Annotated in this window: 13 protein-coding genes; 7 read left to right on the top strand and 6 right to left on the bottom strand. The window is 70.4% G+C overall.

Annotated features, from left to right (window positions below; genetic code table 11):
* The first annotated feature begins 172 nt into the window (after positions 1-172).
* On the top strand, positions 173-619 hold the full coding sequence (locus HFP15_RS03955; protein ID WP_168511527.1) for a response regulator: 447 nt from the start codon (positions 173-175) through the stop codon (positions 617-619).
* 29 nt (positions 620-648) lie between these two features.
* On the top strand, positions 649-5,109 hold the full coding sequence (locus HFP15_RS03960; RefSeq protein ID WP_168511529.1) for a HAMP domain-containing protein: 4,461 nt from the start codon (positions 649-651) through the stop codon (positions 5,107-5,109).
* Between the two features lie 24 nt (positions 5,110-5,133).
* On the opposite strand, the gene HFP15_RS03965 is transcribed toward HFP15_RS03960, so the two are convergent.
* Positions 5,134-6,276, bottom strand: coding sequence for a thiolase family protein (locus HFP15_RS03965; protein ID WP_168511531.1), 1,143 nt, complete (start codon positions 6,274-6,276; stop codon positions 5,134-5,136).
* 100 nt (positions 6,277-6,376) lie between these two features.
* Here HFP15_RS03965 and HFP15_RS03970 point away from each other — a divergent pair, with 100 nt between their 5' ends.
* From HFP15_RS03970 to trxA, 3 genes are all read left to right on the top strand, one after another.
* Positions 6,377-7,012, top strand: a complete 636-nt coding sequence (locus HFP15_RS03970) for a TetR/AcrR family transcriptional regulator (protein WP_168511533.1) — start codon at positions 6,377-6,379, stop codon at positions 7,010-7,012.
* Positions 7,013-7,023: 11 nt separating this feature from the next.
* The gene (locus tag HFP15_RS03975; RefSeq protein ID WP_168511535.1) at positions 7,024-7,863 is read left to right on the top strand and encodes a MerR family transcriptional regulator; all 840 of its coding nucleotides are present in this window, start codon (positions 7,024-7,026) and stop codon (positions 7,861-7,863) included.
* A gap of 68 nt (positions 7,864-7,931) precedes the next feature.
* On the top strand, positions 7,932-8,303 hold the full coding sequence (gene trxA, locus HFP15_RS03980) for a thioredoxin (RefSeq protein ID WP_168511537.1): 372 nt from the start codon (positions 7,932-7,934) through the stop codon (positions 8,301-8,303).
* On the opposite strand, the gene HFP15_RS03985 is transcribed toward trxA, so the two are convergent.
* Complete coding sequence (locus HFP15_RS03985; RefSeq protein WP_168511539.1) at positions 8,292-9,794, bottom strand: long-chain-fatty-acid--CoA ligase; 1,503 nt, start codon at positions 9,792-9,794, stop codon at positions 8,292-8,294. The two genes, trxA and HFP15_RS03985, sit on opposite strands and share 12 nt — an antisense overlap.
* A 169-nt stretch (positions 9,795-9,963) precedes the next feature.
* Here HFP15_RS03985 and HFP15_RS03990 point away from each other — a divergent pair, with 169 nt between their 5' ends.
* Both HFP15_RS03990 and HFP15_RS03995 read left to right on the top strand, forming a co-directional pair.
* A complete protein-coding gene (locus tag HFP15_RS03990; RefSeq protein ID WP_168511541.1) occupies positions 9,964-10,551 on the top strand; it encodes a TetR/AcrR family transcriptional regulator in 588 nt (195 codons plus the stop codon).
* 252 nt (positions 10,552-10,803) lie between these two features.
* The gene (locus tag HFP15_RS03995; RefSeq protein WP_168511543.1) at positions 10,804-11,712 is read left to right on the top strand and encodes an MBL fold metallo-hydrolase; all 909 of its coding nucleotides are present in this window, start codon (positions 10,804-10,806) and stop codon (positions 11,710-11,712) included.
* An 8-nt stretch (positions 11,713-11,720) separates the two neighbouring features.
* On the opposite strand, the gene HFP15_RS04000 is transcribed toward HFP15_RS03995, so the two are convergent.
* The 4 genes from HFP15_RS04000 to HFP15_RS04015 form a co-directional block, all read right to left on the bottom strand.
* Positions 11,721-12,473: a ParA family protein gene (locus tag HFP15_RS04000; RefSeq protein WP_168511545.1), complete on the bottom strand. Its 753-nt coding sequence runs from the start codon at positions 12,471-12,473 to the stop codon at positions 11,721-11,723.
* Positions 12,470-13,999, bottom strand: coding sequence for a CYTH and CHAD domain-containing protein (locus tag HFP15_RS43785; protein ID WP_168511547.1), 1,530 nt, complete (start codon positions 13,997-13,999; stop codon positions 12,470-12,472). The genes HFP15_RS04000 and HFP15_RS43785 overlap by 4 nt, the downstream gene beginning before the upstream one ends.
* Positions 14,000-14,106: 107 nt before the next feature.
* Entirely contained in the window at positions 14,107-16,827 is a 2,721-nt protein-coding gene (locus HFP15_RS04010; protein ID WP_168511549.1) for a patatin-like phospholipase domain-containing protein, read from the bottom strand.
* 69 nt (positions 16,828-16,896) lie between these two features.
* Positions 16,897-17,994, bottom strand: a complete 1,098-nt coding sequence (locus HFP15_RS04015) for a glycoside hydrolase family 3 N-terminal domain-containing protein (protein ID WP_168511551.1) — start codon at positions 17,992-17,994, stop codon at positions 16,897-16,899.
* Between the last annotated feature and the right edge of the window lie 3 nt (positions 17,995-17,997).

Consider the following 17,997-nt stretch of genomic DNA (forward strand, 5'->3'; position numbering starts at 1 on the left):
CGCGAATGCGGAAAGGGTCAGCAGATATCGCACCGCGACCCATTCCGGAAATTGTCTCCCGCCGTGGTAAAAGGCGGCCAGAGGTGGAATTGGAAACCCCTTTGGGCCTCGCCACAAATCTCTGAGCGGCTTAAACTCGGCTCGCGTCGCACAGCCAGGTGGGAGATGAAGCGTGGCCGAACCCGTGTCCAGCCGCCCCGAGGGAAGTCCCATCCGGCTGTTGCTGGTGGAGGACCATTCGCTGGTCGCGATGGCGCTGGACTCCGCCTTCGAGACGGTCACCGATATCGAACTCGTCGGGCAGGCCCGCTCGATCGAGGAGGCCGTCGCCGCCACCGCCGAACTGCAGCCCGACGTGGTGCTGCTGGACCGGCGCCTGCCCGACGGCGATGGCATCGACGCGATCGGCACACTGCGCGAACAGTGCGGGCACACGCGTGTCCTCATCTTCACCGGGGGAGCGGACCGCTCCGTGGTGGCCCGGATCGCCGCCGCGGGCGGCGCGGGTCTGCTGCTGAAGGCGGGGCTGCTGGAGGACCTGCTCGCCACGATCCGCCGCGTCGCCGCGGGCCAGGACTTCTTCGACATCGATCTGCCGGGCCGTCCCGCAAGCCGGTGAGCCCGCCTGAGTGAAGGTGGTGCAAGCACATGACGCCACGTCCTGCCACGCCCGCGCGCCGCGAGAACGGCCGCGTCGACGACGAGCGGTTGCAGCAACTGCTCGACGGCCTGAAATCCGTGCGTGACGGCGATTTCAGCACGCGCCTGCCGCAGGTCGGCGATCCGCTGATGGACGAGATCTCGACCGTGTTCAACGGCATGGTCGACCAGCTCGCCCTGTTCACCACCGAGGTCACGCGCGTGGCGCGGGAGGTCGGCACCGACGGCAAGCTGGGCGGCCAGGCCTCGGTGCCCGCGGTGTCGGGCACCTGGAAGGACCTGACCGAATCGGTGAACGCGATGGCGGGCAACCTCACCGCGCAGGTCCGCGACATCGCCAGCGTCGCCACCGCCGTCGCGAAGGGTGACCTGACCCAGAAGATCACCGTGCACGTCAAAGGTGAGCTGCTGGAACTGAAGAACACGATCAACACGATGGTGGATCAGCTCTCCTCGTTCGCCGACGAGGTCACCCGCGTGGCGCGCGAGGTCGGCAGCGAGGGGCGGCTGGGCGGCCAGGCCGAGGTGCCCGGCGTCGCGGGGACGTGGCGGGACCTGACGACCTCGGTGAACTTCATGGCGGGCAACCTCACCGCACAGGTCCGTTCGATCGCCGAGGTGACCACGGCGGTGGCGAAGGGCGACCTGACCCAGAAGATCACCGTGGACGCGCGTGGCGAGATCCTGGAACTGAAGTCGACGATCAACACGATGGTCGACACGCTGTCCTCGTTCGCCGACGAGGTGACGCGCGTGGCCCGCGAGGTGGGCACGGAGGGCATGCTCGGTGGTCAGGCCCAGGTGCCGGGCGTGGCCGGGACGTGGCGGGACCTGACGACCTCGGTGAACTTCATGGCGGGCAACCTCACCGCACAGGTCCGTTCGATCGCGCAGGTCGCGACGGCGGTCGCCCGGGGTGACCTGTCGCAGAAGATCACGGTGGACGCGCGCGGCGAGATCCTGGAGCTGAAATCCACGATCAACACGATGGTCGACCAGCTCTCGTCCTTCGCCGACGAAGTCACCCGCGTCGCGCGCGAGGTCGGTACCGAGGGGCGGCTCGGCGGCCAGGCCGACGTGAAGGGCGTGTCGGGCACCTGGAAGGACCTCACCGAATCGGTGAACGTCATGGCGGGCAACCTGACCGACCAGGTGCGCTCGATCGCGCAGGTTACCACCGCGGTCGCCCGCGGCGACCTGTCCCAGAAGATCCGGGTCGACGCGCGCGGGGAGATCCTGGAGCTCAAGGACACGATCAACACGATGGTCGGCCAGCTGTCCGCCTTCGCCGACGAAGTCACGCGCGTCGCCCGGGAAGTCGGTACCGAGGGACGGCTGGGTGGCCAGGCCGACGTGAAGGGCGTGTCCGGCACCTGGAAGGGCCTGACCGAGTCGGTGAATGTCATGGCCGACAACCTCACCGCACAGGTCCGCTCGATCGCGCAGGTCGCGACGGCCGTCGCCCGCGGTGACCTGTCGCAGAAGATCACGGTCGAGGCCAAGGGCGAGGTCGCCGCGCTCGCCGAAACGATCAACACGATGGTCGACACGCTCTCCGCGTTCGCCGACGAGGTCACGCGCGTGGCGCGCGAGGTCGGCACGGAAGGCATCCTCGGCGGCCAGGCGCGGGTGCCGAACGTCGCGGGTACCTGGAAGAGCCTGACCGACAACGTGAACTCGATGGCGAACAACCTGACCAACCAGGTGCGCTCGATCGCGCAGGTCACCACCGCCGTCGCGCGCGGCGAGCTGAACCAGAAGATCGACGTCGACGCGCGCGGCGAGATCCTCGAACTCAAGACGACGATCAACACGATGGTCGACACGCTGTCCTCGTTCGCGGCCGAGGTCACGCGCGTGGCGCGCGAGGTCGGCAAGGAAGGCCGGCTCGGTGGCCAGGCCGAGGTCGAGGGCGTGTCCGGTACCTGGAAGCGGCTCACCGAGAACGTCAACGAGCTGGCCGAGAACCTGACCCGCCAGGTGCGGGCCATCGCCGAGGTCGCCAGTGCCGTGGCCACGGGCGATCTGACCCGCTCGATCTCGGTCGAGGCCAAGGGCGAGGTGGCCGAACTCAAGGACAACATCAACGCGATGGTGCAGTCGCTGCGCGAGACTACCCGGGCCAACGAGGACCAGGACTGGCTCAACACCAACCTGGCCCGTACTTCCGGGCTGCTGCAGGGACACCGCGATCTGCGTGCCGTCGCGCAGCTGATCATGAACGAGCTGACCCCGCTGGTCGGCGCGCAGCACGGCACGTTCTTCCTGATGGAGGTGGAACGCCCGCTGCTGCAGCTCATCGCGAGCTACGGGCACGGCGCCACCGACGTCACGCAGTTCAATCTCGGCGAATCGCTCATCGGGCAGGTGGCGCAGACGAAGAAGCCGATCGTGGTCGACCAGACCCCGCCCGGCTACGTGCAGATCACCTCCAGCCTCGGCGCGGCCCCGCCCGCCAACCTGATCGTGCTGCCGATCGTGTTCGAGGACCAGGTGCTGGGCGTGATCGAGCTGGCCTCGTTCGACCGGTTCACCCCGGTCCAGCGGGACTTCCTGGAACAGCTGATGGAATCCATCGGCGTCAACGTCAACACCATCATCGCCAACGCGCGCACCGACGCGCTGCTGGAGGAGTCGCAGCGGCTCGCCGGCGAGCTGCAGAACCGCTCCGGCGAGCTGCAGGCACAGCAGGTGAAACTGCAGCAGTCCAACGCGGAGCTGGAGGAGAAGGCCGAGCTGCTGGCACAGCAGAACCGCGACATCGAGATCAAGAACTTCGAGATCGAGCAGGCGCGGCAGGAGATCGAGGAACGCGCGCAGCAGCTCGCGCTGGCGTCGAAGTACAAGTCGGAGTTCCTCGCGAACATGTCGCACGAGCTGCGCACGCCGTTGACGAGCCTGCTGATCCTCGCCGGCGTGCTCGCGCAGAACTCGACGCAGAACCTGACCCCCAAGCAGGTCGAGTTCGCCAAGGTGATCCAGTCCGCGGGCACCGATCTGCTGCAGCTGATCAACGACATCCTCGACCTGTCCAAGGTCGAAGCCGGCAAGATGGACATCCATCTCGACCAGGTCGCGCTGCCGCAGCTGCTGGAGTACGTGCGGACCACGTTCCAGCCGCTGACCGCGCAGAAGGGCCTGGACTTCGACGTGATCGTGGAGTCCGAGATGCCCGAGCGGCTGGCCACCGACGAGCAGAGGCTGCGGCAGGTGCTGCGGAACCTGCTGTCCAACGCGGTCAAGTTCACCGAGTCCGGACGGGTCGAGCTCCGCGTCCGCCTCGTCGACGGCGCGGACGAACAGGTCGCGTTCTCGGTGCGCGACACCGGAATCGGTATCGCCGAGGAGAACCTGGAGACGATCTTCGGCGCGTTCCAGCAGGCCGACGGCACCACCAGCAGGCGCTACGGCGGCACCGGCCTCGGCCTGTCCATCAGCAGGCAGGTCGCGAACCTGCTCGGCGGCGAGATCCAGGCGGAGAGCAAGCTGGGACACGGCAGCACGTTCACGTTGTTCCTGCCGGTCACGCCGGTGCTCGAGGCCGGGGTGAGCGAACCGCGGCCCCGGCAGGACGCCGACGGCGATCGCCGGGTGCTCGTCGTGGAGGGCCCGGAGACCAAGCTGCTCACGTTGCTGGTGCGCGAGTTCGTCGCCGACCTCGGCGAGACCGACGACCCGGTGTACGTCGAGTCGGCCACCTCGCCCGACGAGGCGGTCGAGATGCTCGCCGCCCATCCGCACCACTGCGTGGTGCTGGACGCGAGCCTGCCCGGCGCGGCCGCGCTGACCTTCCTGCAACGCGTCGCCGATGACGAGGACCCGCTGCAGGTGCCGGTGCTGGCCCATCCGACCCGGCGGCTGAGCCCCGCGCAGGAACGGCTCATCGACGCGCACGCCAAACGGCATCTGGTGAACCTGCTGCCGTCGCTGGACGAGCTGCGCGAACAGTTCCTGCTGGTCCTCGGGGACGGGCTGGAGGTCGAAGCGGCGCCGCTGGATCCCGCGCAGCTGGAGCCGGTGCCCGCCGAGGTCGTGGTCCCGGCGGGCGGCGAGAGTGGTGGTGCTCCCGGGCTGTGTGGCCGCAAGGTGCTGCTCGTCGACGACGACGCGCGCAACGTGCTGGCGATCGCGGGAATGCTGGAGCTGCACGGCATGGCGGTCAGCCACGCGGCCAACGGGCGCAAGGGCATCGAGGCGCTGCTGGCCAGCCCGGACGTGGACCTGATCCTGATGGACGTGATGATGCCGGAGATGGACGGCTACGCGACGACCGCCGCGATCCGGGAGATGCCGCGTTTCGACACGCTGCCGATCATCATGGTCACCGCGAAGGCGATGGCGGGGGACCGGGAGAAGAGTCTCGCGTCCGGCGCCAGCGACTACGTGACCAAACCGGTCGACCCGGACGAGCTGCTCGCGTGCATTTCGCGGTGGCTGCCCGCCGCGTGAGCTCAGGCGGCGGGCAGCCCGGTCTCAGAGCAGTTCGAGGATGGTGGCGTTGGCCTGTCCGCCGCCCTCGCACATCGTCTGCAGGCCGTAGCGGATGCCGGACGCGCGCATCTGGTGCACTAGTGTGGTCATGATGCGCGCGCCGCTGCCGCCCAGTGGATGGCCCAGCGCGATCGCGCCGCCGTGCGGGTTCAGCGCCTTGGCGTCGGCACCGGTCTCGGCGAGCCAGGCCAGCGGCACCGGCGCGAACGCCTCGTTGACCTCGAACACGCCGATGTCCGAAGCGGACAGACCGCTGCGGCGCAAAGCCTTGTGGGTCGCCGGAATCGGCGCGGTCAGCATGATCACCGGATCGTCACCGGCCAGCACCGCGGTGTGGACCCGCGCGATCGGGCGCAGGCCCAGTTCGGCCGCCTTCTCGCTGGTCGTCATCAGCAGCGCGGCCGCGCCGTCACTGATCTGCGAGCTGTTGCCCGCGGTGATCACGCCGTCCTCGCGGAAGGCCGGTTTGAGGCCCGCCATCTTCTCCACCGTGCCCCCGCGCCGGACGCCCTCGTCGGCGGCGACCACGCCGTCCGGTGTGGTGATGGGCAGGATCTCGTCGTCGAAGGCCCCCGAGTCCTGGGCCGCGGCGGCCTTCTGGTGCGAGGCGAGGCTGAACTCGTCCAGCTGGGTGCGGCTGAAACCCCAGCGCTCGGCGATCATCTCGGCGCCGATGCCCTGGTTGGGCCGGACGCCGTCGTAGCGGGCGAGGTAGCGCTCACCGAGCGGGTTGGCGCCCTGCGACGAGAAGCCCATCGGCACCCGGCTCATCGATTCGACACCGCCCGCGACCACCACGTCGTACTGGCCCGCGATCAGTCCCGCCGCCGCGAAGTGCACGGACTGCTGCGACGAGCCGCACTGCCGGTCCACGGTGACGCCGGTGACCGACTCCGGCCAGCCCGCGGCCAGCAGCGCGGTGCGCGCGATGTCGCCGGTCTGCTCGCCCGCCTGGCTCACACAGCCCCAGATCACGTCGTCGACCTGTGCCGGGTCGATGCCGGCGCGCTCGCCGAGCCCGCGCAGGACCTCGGCGGACAGATCGGCGGGGTGGACTCCGGACAGGCCGCCGTTGCGCTTGCCGACCGGGGTGCGCAGGGCTGCCACGATGACCGCGTCTCGCACGGTTCCTCCTCGATGAGATGACGTTGTTCCGAGATTCCCAGGAAGCACCGGCGGCAGTCAACACCGACTGTTTTGCGGCCGGGGGCGTTACGCTGACGCGGTGACCCGGACCCAGGCCGCGCCGCGCAGGCGCGATGAGCGCACCGCCGACAGCCGTGCGCTCATCATCGACGCGGCCGTGGAATGCCTCGTCGAACTGGGTTACGCGGGCGCTTCCACGCTGGCGATCCAGGCCAAGGCCGGGGTCTCCCGGGGCAGGCTGCTGCACCACTTCCCGTCGCGGGACGAACTGCTGGTGGCGGCCGCGCAGCATCTGGCGACCACACGGATCAAGGAGACCGAGGAGCGCGTCGCGGAACTGCTCGCCGACGAGCCGGAGGGGCCCGCGCGTGTCGACCGCTGCATCGAACTGCTGTGGCTGACCTTCCAGGAGCCGCATTTCTGGGCGGCCATCGAACTGTGGACCGCGGCACGCACCAACCGCACCCTCGCGACGGCCCTGCGCCCCGCGGAGCGGGCATTGCGGGACGCGATCCGCGCCGTGGGCAGCAGGCTGTGGGGGCCGACGGTGTGCGCGCACCCCCGCTACGAGGAGATGCGGGAGCTGCTGTTCACCAGCATGCGCGGCGCGGCGATGCCCTATGCGTTCGAGGAGCGCAACCCGGCGACCGATCCGCACGTCACGATCTGGAAAGCGACCGCGCACCGGATGTTGTACGGCGACGACGGCATGTGACGATGAGGATCATGCAGCGCGGGGAGCCGGAACCGGGAACCGTGTGGACCGCGGGACAGGTCGCGCGGCACCTGAAGATCGCGGAGTCGACCCTGCGGGCGTGGCATCGCAGGTACGGCGTCGGGCCGGACAATCCGCAGCCCGGGCGGTACCGCCGCTACACCGCCGACGACGTCATCCGGCTGCGCCGGATGCGGGACCTGATCGACACCGGGATGCTGCCCTCGGAGGCGGCCAGATCCATCGACACCGAAGCCCGCCACGGCGGTTCACCGGGCGAGGACCTCGCCGAGACGCTCGCCGCGGCGCGGGCGCTGGACAGCGCCCGCTGCCTGCGCCTGGTCGAGCAGGCGCTGCGGCGGCAGGGTGTGGTCGAGACGTGGGAGCGGCTGTGCCGCCCGGCGCTGGTCACGATCGACGCCGACCAGCGCGACGATCCGGACTGCGTGGACACCGAGCACGCGTTGTCGTGGGCGATTTCCGCGGCACTGCACCGCGTTCCGCATCCCGTCGGTGCGCCCGTGGTGCTACTCGCGTGCACCAGCACCGAACAGCACTGCCTCGCCCTCGAAGCGCTGGCCGCGGCGCTCGCCGAACGCGGCAGGCCGGCCCGGATGCTCGGCGCCGCGACCCCGACACAGAGCCTGGCGCGGGCGGTCGAATCGTCCCGTCCCGCCGATGTCGTGCTGTGGTCGCAACGCCCGGACACGGCACACCTCGACGCGATCAGGTCGCTGCGCCACCATCCGGTGCGCCGGATCACCGCCGGCCCCGGCTGGCCCTCGCGACGGCCGTCGGGCACCGAGCACGTCGCGAGCCTGAACGAGGCGCTGACGGCGCTGACGCGCTGACCCGCGCGGAATTCGGACGCCGCGGCACACGTTGTGCGGGTGACAGGCACCAAGAAGAGGGAGACCCCATGGCGACGGTCGAGCTGACCAAGGACAACTTCAACGACACGGTGGACCAGCAGGGCATGGTGCTGGTCGACTTCTGGGCGTCCTGGTGCGGCCCCTGCCGGATGTTCGCCCCGGTGTTCGAGTCGGCCTCGGAACGGCACGACGACGTGGTGTTCGGCAAGGTCGACACCGAGGCCGAGCAGGAACTGGCCGGCGCGTTCGGCATCTCCTCGATCCCCACGCTGATGGTCGTCCGCGACGGCGTCGTGGTGTACGCGCAGCCGGGCGCGCTGCCCGAGCAGGCGCTGGAGGAGCTGATCGGCAAGGCCCGCGACCTCGACATGGACCAGGTGCGGCACCAGATCCAGGAGCAGCAGTCCTCAGCCCAGTGACCGCTTGAGGATCTTGCCGGTGGCGGTCATCGGCAGTGCGTCGCGGACCTCGATCCGGCGCGGGTACTTGTACTCCGCGAGACGTTCCCGGGCCCAGGCGGCCAGTCCGGCCGGGTCGATCTCGTGCCCGGTACGCGGCACGACATAGGCGACGACCTCCTGGCCGAGCCGTTCGTGCGGCTCGCCGACCACGGCGCAGAACGCGACCGACGGGTGGGCCAGCAGCACCTGCTCGACCTCGGCCGGATAGACGTTGTAGCCGCCCCGCAGGATCAGGTCCTTGACCCGGTCCACGACGTAGAGGTACCCGTCCTCGTCGAACCGGCCCAGGTCACCGGTGTGGAACCAGCCGTCCCGGATCGCCTCCGCGGTGGCCTCCGGCCGGTTGAAGTAGCCCTGCATCACGCAGTGGCCGCGGATCACGATCTCGCCGACGCTCCCGGCCGGCAGCGGTTTGTCGTTGCGGTCGAAGATCTCGATGTCCACGCCCCACACGGGTTTGCCGACCGACGCCGGGCGGATCGGCTCGTCCCAGGGACTGAAGGTGACCGTCGGGCTGGTTTCGGACAGGCCGTAGCCCTGGCGGACCTCCACGCCCGACAGCTCGGCGAACCGTTCGAACAGCGGCACCGGTAGCGGCGCGCCGCCCGAGGTCACCACGCGCAGCGTCTTGCCTGCCTCGCGCAACCGGGTGCCTTCCGGATCGACCTGCAGGAACGCCTGGAACATCGAGGGCACGCCGGAAAACAGCGACACGCGGTGCTCCAGCAACAGGTCCAGCGCGGTGTCCGGATCGAACCGGGGGAGCAGCACCAGGGTGCCGCCGCCGTAGATGTTGCCGTTCATCACCGAGGTCTGGCCGAAGACGTGGTACAGCGGCAGCGCCACGAGGACGACGTCGTGGTCGGCCTTGGGGACCAGTTGCTCCTTCGTGCGGGCGTTGAGCAGCAGGCTGACGTGCGTGAGCGCCGCGCCCTTGGGCAGTCCCGTCGTGCCGCTGGTGTAGATGATCACGGCGGTGTCCTCGGCGCCGGTCTGCTCGGTCTCCGCTTCGCCGGAGTACGGGGCGAGCAGCTCGTCCAGCTCGCCGATGCCGAGCACGCGCCGGACGCTGTCCACTTCGGCCGCGGCGGCGCGCGCGTTCTCCAGCACCGGCAACTGGTCGTTGCCTTCCCAGGCGAAGACCGCGACCGCACCACAGTCGCCGAAGATGAAGCTCAGCTCGCGCTGCTTGAGCAGCGGGTTGAGCGGCACGACCACCGCTCCCGCCTTGAGCAGTCCGAAGTAGATCACCGGGAACGCGGGAAGGTTCGGGCAGATCAGCGCCACGCGGTCACCGCGCCGCACGCCCCGTTCACGCATCGCCTGCGCGACCTTGCCGGAGCTCGCGTCGAGTTCGGCGTAGGTCGTGGTCTCTCCGCCGCAGACGAGGGCCGCGCGGTCCGGCAGCGTGCGGGCCGTGGACTCCAGCAGCACGGACAGATTGAGCATGCGGCTTCCCTTCGTCGGCATCGGCGTCGATCTTCATTTTAGAACGCGATTCGGTTTCGGTGTCCACATGGTTCGCCGGGTGACCCGGATCTTTCGGACATTGCCGAATTTGATTCTGTTTTGGTGCGAAGCCTGGGTGGGCACGGCCCGGTACGGCAGAATTCAGGGCATGACGGAGACGACCGGCAGCAGGCGGGCCCAGGTCACGCGTGCGGCGCTGCTGGAGGCGGCCCGCGAGGTGTTCGCCGTCGCCGGGTACGACGGCGCGAGCATGGTGGACATCGCACATCGCGCCGGTGCCAGCATCGGCAGCCTGTACCACCATTTCGCGGCCAAGTCCGATCTCTACACCACGCTCTACAACGAATACCACCTGCGCCAGCAGCACCGCGCCGCGCAGGCCTTCCGCACCGCGCTGGCGGCGGGGGAGCAGGACGCGCTGCGGCTGTTCGTGGTCGGCACCCGCGCGTATCTGGAGGGCTGCTGGCAGGAACGCAAGCTCGCGGCGGTGTTCCTGTCCGGCAGCGGCCCCGCCGGGTTCGGCATCATCACCCGCGAACGCTTCGGCGACTGGCTGCACGCCAACGCGACACTGGTGAACGGGCACGACCGGCCGCTGTCCGATGTTCTCGTGCTGTGCCTGACCGCGATGGCCACCGAGGCGGGCCGCGAGGTGGCCGCGGCGAGCACGAAGGCCGACGCCCGCACCGTCATCGACGAGGTGCTCGAACTCATGGGCCGGCTCTATCCGGCGTGAGGTCTGTGGTCCGAAGTCCTCGGGAGGTGGGGACTTTCAGCCGTATGCGTGCTGCGCCGGACCGCCCACACTGGACTGTGCGTGGCGGTGCTCGGGGTATCTGCCACGGCGGGGAGCGGGTGGTATCAATCGGGGACACCGCTCGCACCGGAGCGTCCGCTACGGCCGGTCGGGGCAAACTGTCCGCTCGGAGGCTCCAGGACGGGGCAGCCGGTTTCCGTCGGCTGCCCCGTCTCTTTTACGGTGCTGCTCATGGGTCCCGAAGACGCACGGCTGCAAGAAGTCGTCGATGGCGTGTACGCGTGGGTGCAACCGGACGGCACGTGGTGGGTCAACAACGCCGGTGTCGTGACCGGCGCGGGCGGCACACTGCTCGTCGACACATGCGCGACCGAAGACCGCACCCGCCGGTTCCTGGACGCTGTCGCCGGGATCAGCGACCGACCGCTCCGCTGGGCCGTCAACACCCACCAGCACGGCGACCACACCTACGGCAACTGCCTGCTGCCTGCCTCAACCGTGCTGATCGGGCACGAGGCGATGCGCGCGGGACTGGCCGCCGACCCGATCATCCACGGCTGCCCGCCGTTCTGGTCGCCCGTCCCGGACTGGGGCGCGGTGACGCCGCGGGTGCCGGATGTGGTGCTGCGCGACGAACTCACGATCTTCGCGGGCGAGCGGCGAATCGAGCTGCGGCATCCCGGCTACGCGGCGCACACCCCCGGTGATGTGGTGGCGTGGCTGCCGGAGGAGCGGGTGCTGTTCACCGGGGATCTGCTCTTCCACGGGCTGACTCCGCTGGTGTTCATGGGCTCGGTCGACGGGGCGCTGCGGTCGCTGGACTGGCTGGCCTCGTTCGAACCGGAGCACATCGTGCCCGGCCACGGTCCGCTGCTGGGCGGGGCGGCGCTGCCGGACGTCCTCGGGCAGCACGAGCGGTACTACCGCCTGGTGCTGGACGCGGTGCGCGACGGTCTCAGCCCGCTGGACGCGGCGACACGGACCGAGCTGGGCGAGTTCGCCGTCTGGGCGGACGCGGAACGCCTGGTGCTCAACCTGCACCGCGCCTACGCCGACCGCGACGGCGAGGACCTGGACCTGATCGCCGCCTTCACCGACGCCACCACCTGGAACGGCGGCCCGCTACCGACAAGCGTGTAGCTCGCGGCTCAGCTGCCGAGAAGCCCGGCCACCTCGGCCCAGAGCGCGTCGTAAGCCCGCGCCGCGGAGCTGTGCGGGGCGTAGACCGCCAGCGGCGCCCGCTCCACGGCCATCTGCTCGATCACCGACAGCGCCGGGATCGCCGTCGCACTGATGTCGTCGCGTTCGCCGGGCAGGGTGGCGATCAGGTTGCGGTGCAACGACTTGCGCCGGTCGGCCATCGAGAAGAAGCCGTGCACCCGCGGGCGGTGGCCGTTGAAACCCGCGAGGAAGTCCACCAGCTGCTCGAAGGTGCGTTGCGCCAGCACCGTCGGGATGATCGGCACGACCAGGACGTCCGCGGCGTGCAGCACGTTCTCCGACACCAGCGACAGGCTCGGCGGTGTGTCCAGAAAGACCACGTCGTACTCGCCGGACAGCTCGCGCAGCAGCTTCGACAGGGTCCGCACGGCCTTCTTCGCCCCGCCGCGGGCCAGATCGATGTCCATGTTGCGGTAGGTGAAGTCCGCGGGCAGCAGGTCCAGGTTGTCGAAATCGGTGGCCTTGAGCGCGGCGTCGACGGGCCGCTTGCCGCCGATCAGCTTCTCGCTGCCGCCCTTCACCCGCGGCTTCACCCGGAACAGGTAGGTCGCGGCACCCTGCGGGTCGAGGTCCCACAGCAGGGTGCGCCGCCCCGCCAGCGCCGACGCGTAGGCCAGGTTGACGGCCGCGGTGGTCTTGCCGACCCCGCCCTTGATGTTGTACGACGCGACGGTTTTCACGCGAGCAGCTCCTCGATCCGCGCATGGGTCTTCGGCCCGAGGAACTGCTCCAGCGCGCCGGTCAGCTCGTGCCGGGACTCGTGCTGCTGCCTGACGAACCTGGCCAGCAGCTCACCCATCGCCAGCAACGTCGCGGCAGGGGGGCGGTGCTTGCTCTCGAGCATGTCCTTGGCGTACACGCGAAGCTTGTCCGACTGCACTTCGCCGTCCTGGAACGCGCCCAGCACGTCCTGCAGCCGCTTGAGGTCCTTGAGCACGGCCCGGAAGGTCTCCGGCGGGCACAGCGGCTTGAACACCTCCAGCACGTACCGCAGCTCCTTGCACCGCTTGCGCAGCTCGTGCACGTGCTCGGCCGGCGACTCGGGGGTGATGGCGCGCGCCTTGCGGTCCACCCGCTTGGCGACCTGCCCGATCCGTTCCGCGGCGAGCTGCCGTGCGGTGACCGGCGAGTCCCCGTTCTCGATCACCTCGCGCAGCGCGTCGCGCCAGCCGTCGAGCATGCGCGTGAAGCCCTTCGACCGAAGACCACGAACCAGAGCCCGGCGTTCACGGGCGAGTTCCTCGCGCAGATGCTCGCCGAACGGGTCCAGATCGCCGGGCTCGCCGACGGTGATGCTGCGGGCGAGGTCGTCCAGTTCCAGCAGGTACACGTCGAGGTCACGAGTGGGCGTGGTGAGGTCGCCGACCGACTTGAAGCGGGGCGCGTAGCGTTGCGCCAGTCGCGGGGGCAGCAGATCGCCACAGATCTTGAGCAGCGAACGGGTGCGGCGCACGGCGACGCGCAGGTCGTGCAGGAACTCCGTGTCGACGTCGTCGATCGTGCCCTGGAGGTTGTCCCGGATGGCGTCGGCGAAACCGAGCAGCGCGGTGGCCACGGCGACGTCGGCGGGCATCCCGGGCGTGATCACCGGTTTGGCCGCGCTCTCGCTCAGCCCGGTGGCGTGCAGCAGGTCCTCGTACAGGCTGCCGTCGGCGGGTGCGAAACCCTCGGTGCGGAGCAGGACACGGGCGACCCGTTCGGCGTCGCCTGCATAGCCACGCAGCGGGCGCACGGTGACGCGGGTCAGCGGTTCGGTCTTGGCCGGTTCGACGCCCGTGGCCTCGGTCCACTCGATGCGGGCGACGGTTTTGCCGTCCTCGTTGAGTACCGCGACCTCGCTGGTGACGGTGCGGGTGCGCACCTTCGGCGCCACTGCCCGGATCCACATCGCCTCGGCCACGCCGTCGCGCACCGGACCCGGTGCGAGGTGCTCGATCCTGGCGGGCCAGCTGGTCCGGGAGGCGGGCTTTTCGGTGCGGGGCGCGGCGTTGCCGTCGAGTATCAACGCGTCGCCCTCGTGGCTGAGCACGAGGCCACGGCGGCGCAGCCGCCAGTCCACTGTGTCCAGATAGGCCGAGGTGTGCACCCGGCGTGGCCCGGCGGACAGTTCGTAGCGGCGGGTGAGCGGTGCGAGGCACTTCAGCACCGGCCCCGGCTCGGCGCGCGTCGGCCGGCCTTGCCACAGCAGGTTCAGCGAGGTCGGCACGGGCGGCACTTCCAACGATCAAGGACAGGGGACGAGCCGCAGTATAGTTCACACAACGGCGCTCTCTCGTTCGCCTGGCGTTCACCTGTTCGTGTCGCCGACTATGTTCAGTCGGTTTTCCCTTGTGCCGCAACCACTTCGTCAGCGGAGAGGGTTTTCTCCCTGGCCCGTACGGCGAGGCCGAGCTGACGGCCGAGTTCGGTGTAGGCGGTGAACTTGCCGTCGTTGAAGAACTGGTCGCCGGTGCTGTCGTGCGGGAACTCCGGGTTGTGCGCGGCGTAGGACAGCAGTGGGTAGGGCAGATCCCGCCACAGCAGCGTCCTGGCCACGATCAGCAGCCCGGTGCGCCGCTGCTCCGGCAGCCCGCTTTCCGGCGGGTAGTGGATGTCGCCGACGATCACCGGGTCTCGTGCCAGCCGGGGATTGAGCACGCTCAGCTGTCGTTGCGGTTCCAGCGGGTCCGCGGTGCCGGGCTCGGCGGTCCACGGGTCGCGCAGCACGACGCGCACGCCCAGTTCCTGTTCGGCGAGCGCGAGCGTGTAGGCGAGACTGCTCGCGGTCGGCGGTGCGTCGGAGCTGACGTCGATGGCGTAGATGCGCTCGCAGCGGCGCCGCAGCAGCTCGACGAGTCCGAGGTTGTCGTAGTGCCCGCCGTCGGTGATGTGCAGCAGCCGGTCGTGATGCGCGTGCAACCCGAACACCTCGCGCCACAGATACGGCAGCCGCCGCGCGTGCGGCAGGCGTGGGTAGGCCCAGCCCTTGCCGGGCGTGGCGAGCACGAACGCCGGATTGGGCAGCCACGCACCCAGCCGGGCGCCGGAGACCGCGAGCAGCACCTGGAACCAGCGTGCCGCCCGGCCCATCGCCGACGCGAACGCCGCGCCGCTGACCGCGACCGCGCCCTGCACGGTCAGATCACGCTGGAACCGGCGAGGCACCGCGCGCTCCAGTTCCGCCGTGCGCATCCAGCCCACGTCCGGACCGCCGATCCAGTCCCCGCTCATGGTGAACGACACGGCGTTGAGCCCTGGTGGTGTGCGGCCCTCGCCGGTGAGGTTGGCCGCGGCGGCGAAGATCACCTGCGGGAAGCCGGGCACCCGTGAGGCATACCGGGACAGGCTCGTGCGCTCGTCCGGCGGGTACGGCGCCGCGTAGTTCGTGCCGTCGCGGGATATCCGCCGCACCGCGAAGGTGCGCGCCACCCGCTCGCGGTAGAACGGGTGCAGGCTCAGCGAGGTCTCGTCGAGCAGGCCGCCGACGATCACCAGCAGCACGCCTGCCCCGGCGGCGGTCCACAGCGCGGCCGCGTCCCCGCGCGCGCCGATCATCAGCACGAACAGCAGCAGCCATGCCAGTCCGAGGATCACGGTCGTGACGATGACGAGGATCCGCTGCAGCAGGCTGCTCGGCACGGCGGCGGTGATCCCACCGTCCTTTCCGGACTGACCGAGCAGCGTTCGCTTGCGCCACAGGATCGACGCCAGCGAGGAGAGATAGCTCAGTAGTACCGCGCCGACCGGGCTGCCGATGCGCACGCCGGAACCGGTCGTGGCCAGCAGCGCGTAGGCGAGCCAGACGAGCACGGGCAGCGCGATCGCCAGCACGGTGACGACCGCGGCGATCAGCGCGAGCCGATGACCGAGGCGTGCCGCGATGCCGCGCATCTGCCGCCATGACAGAGGCAACGTGCGGCTGGACAATGCGGCCGCGAGCGCCAGGGCCGCCGTGACACCCGCCGCGAGCAGCGCGCCGGCTCGCGGTTCGGGGAAGTCGCCCGCCGACTGCGGGAACGCGATGACCGGCACGCGCTGGTACAGCCACCCGGCCAGCACACCGGCGACGATCGCCGGTGAGAACAACGCGATCAGCGACAGCACCAGCCCCCGGGCGAGCACGCCGAACGCGGTGAGCGTCTCCGGGATCGAGTCGGCGAGGTAGCTGACATGCCTGCGGACGTGGTCCTCTTCGACGCTGCCGTGCTCGTAGGCGTCGGCCGGTGTGGCCGGCGAGCGGTCTCCCGCGGCGGTCGTGAGCACCTGCTGCAGCGCGCCGGCGGTGAAGCCGCCGCCGGAGACCGACACCAGGTAGCGGGCGCCGAGCAGCTGCTCGCGCAGCGTCTGCAATGCGCCCATCGCGACGCTGGCCGCCCGGATCCCGCCGCCGGACAAGCAGAATCCGACGCCGCCACCAGTGTTGCCGTCCGGCAGCGAGAAACCGCGGCTCCACCGGTCCTGAGACCTCGGCGTGCCGGCGGACTCGGGGAAGTCGCAGTCCTCCAGCGGCGCGGCGGGCACGCCCTCGACCCCGGCCCGCTCGCGGATCGTGCAGCGCCACAACGTGGTGGCCAGGCCGTAGGTGGCGGTCAGCCCGGCGGGCAGCAGGGCGCTGAACTTGACGATCGCCGCGGCGGCGGCGCAGTGCAGCAGCCACGGCGACGGTGCCGAGGTCGCGGCGAGCAGCAGCACGTTCTCCACGACCTCGGAGAGGATGACCACGACCGCGGCGATCCGCGCGAAGCGGGTCAGCTCCAGCGTTCGCGGCGTCCACGAAACCCACACCGCGGCCGTGGTGCCGAGCAGCAGCGCGAGTCCGTAACCCGCGACGAGCACGAAATCCCACCACAGCGCGGCCGCCGTACCCGGAGGCAACGGCGTCGGCTGCGCGGCGCCGCCGAGCTGGATGCCGATGATGCCGACGTGCGGCGCGAACAGCAGATACAGCGCCGGCCCCGCGGCGGCCGCGATGATCGCCACGGCCACCGTCGCCGCCGCACCCCGTCTGCCCGGCCGGTTTTCGGCAGGCCGGAGCAGTGCGGAGCGGTTTCCCATCAGGCCTCCCCAGTTCGTGAACCGTCCGGAAGTGTGGCGTCACACCTCGACGCTGTAAAGGGCCGGCCGCTAACAGGACTGCTTGGCGGGCAGCACTCTGGACAGCGCGTCGGTCACGCGGGACTGCGGCAGCTCGCCGTCGGCCAGCGCCTTCTCCAGCCGGTCCAGCACCGGCGTGACGTCGCCGCCCGAGGACCACAGGGCCTGATCCGCGCCCGCGAGCAGGGCGCGCAGCACGGCGTCGGGCAGGGGATAGGACGAGGTGATCGCGCGCATCGCGCCGAGATCGTCGGTGATCACCGGGCCGGTGAACCGGTAGTCCCCGCGGAGCAGCCGGTACGCCTCGGGCGCGATGGACGCGGGCGTCGCACCGGTGAGGCCGGGCACCGACAGGTGGCCGACCATCACCGACACCGGTCCGAACTCGCCGATCGATTCGTACGGCCGCAGATCCCGCGTGCGCAGCTGGTCCAGGGGGGCGGTGGTGACCCGGCCCTCGTGGGAGTCGCCCTGTGCCTCGCCGTGGCCGGGGAAGTGCTTGAGCACCGGTTCGATCCCGGCGTCGCGCAGGCCGGTGGCGAACGCGAGTCCGTAGGCGCGCGCCACCGCCGGGTCGGCGCTGAACGAGCGATCGCCGATCGGTCCGTGGTCGGGCTGCGCGCTGACGTCGAGGCTGGGGGCGAAGTCGACGGTGACGCCGCGGGCACGCAGTTGTTCCCCACGCTGCCGGGCGAGGTCGTGCACCTGGCCGGGGGTCATCGTCGCGGCCATCTTCCTGGCGCTGGGGATCGGCCCGTCGAGTTCGTCGATGCGCTGGACGCGCCCGCCTTCCTCGTCCACCGCGACCGAGACCTGCCAGTGCGCGGCCTGCCGCACCCGGTCGAGCGCGCCGTCACGCAGCAGCTCGGTGGCGTCGCCGCCGACGAAGATGCCGCCCACCTGCTGGTCGCGGACGAGCGCGGCGGCGCCGCCGGGATCGGCGGCATCCACGCCGACGACGAGCAGCTGCGCGAGCTTCTGCCGCGGGCTCATCTGCGACTCGACGGCGGCGCACGGCGAGACCGCGGGCGTGCCGGGGGCCGGAAGCGCGGTACCCGGCTGCGGGGCGCTGCCGCATCCGGCGACGGACACGACGGCCAGGGCGAGCGCGCAGGCGTGAAACTTCATCGG

The sequence above is a fragment of the Amycolatopsis acididurans genome, from assembly GCF_012328925.1.
Classification (GTDB): Bacteria; Actinomycetota; Actinomycetes; order Mycobacteriales; family Pseudonocardiaceae; genus Amycolatopsis_E; species Amycolatopsis_E acididurans.

Excerpts from the sequence above, each read along its gene's own strand:
- HFP15_RS03960 (WP_168511529.1), top strand. The coding sequence starts at position 649 with ATGACGCCACGTCCTGCCACGCCCGCGCGCCGCGAGAACGGCCGCGTC.
- HFP15_RS03975 (WP_168511535.1), top strand. The coding sequence starts at position 7,024 with ATGCAGCGCGGGGAGCCGGAACCGGGAACCGTGTGGACCGCGGGACAG.
- trxA (WP_168511537.1), top strand. The coding sequence starts at position 7,932 with ATGGCGACGGTCGAGCTGACCAAGGACAACTTCAACGACACGGTGGAC.
- HFP15_RS03985 (WP_168511539.1), bottom strand. The coding sequence starts at position 9,794 with ATGCTCAATCTGTCCGTGCTGCTGGAGTCCACGGCCCGCACGCTGCCG.
- HFP15_RS03990 (WP_168511541.1), top strand. The coding sequence starts at position 9,964 with ATGACGGAGACGACCGGCAGCAGGCGGGCCCAGGTCACGCGTGCGGCG.
- HFP15_RS03995 (WP_168511543.1), top strand. The coding sequence starts at position 10,804 with ATGGGTCCCGAAGACGCACGGCTGCAAGAAGTCGTCGATGGCGTGTAC.
- HFP15_RS04010 (WP_168511549.1), bottom strand. The coding sequence starts at position 16,827 with ATGGGAAACCGCTCCGCACTGCTCCGGCCTGCCGAAAACCGGCCGGGC.
- HFP15_RS04015 (WP_168511551.1), bottom strand. The coding sequence starts at position 17,994 with ATGAAGTTTCACGCCTGCGCGCTCGCCCTGGCCGTCGTGTCCGTCGCC.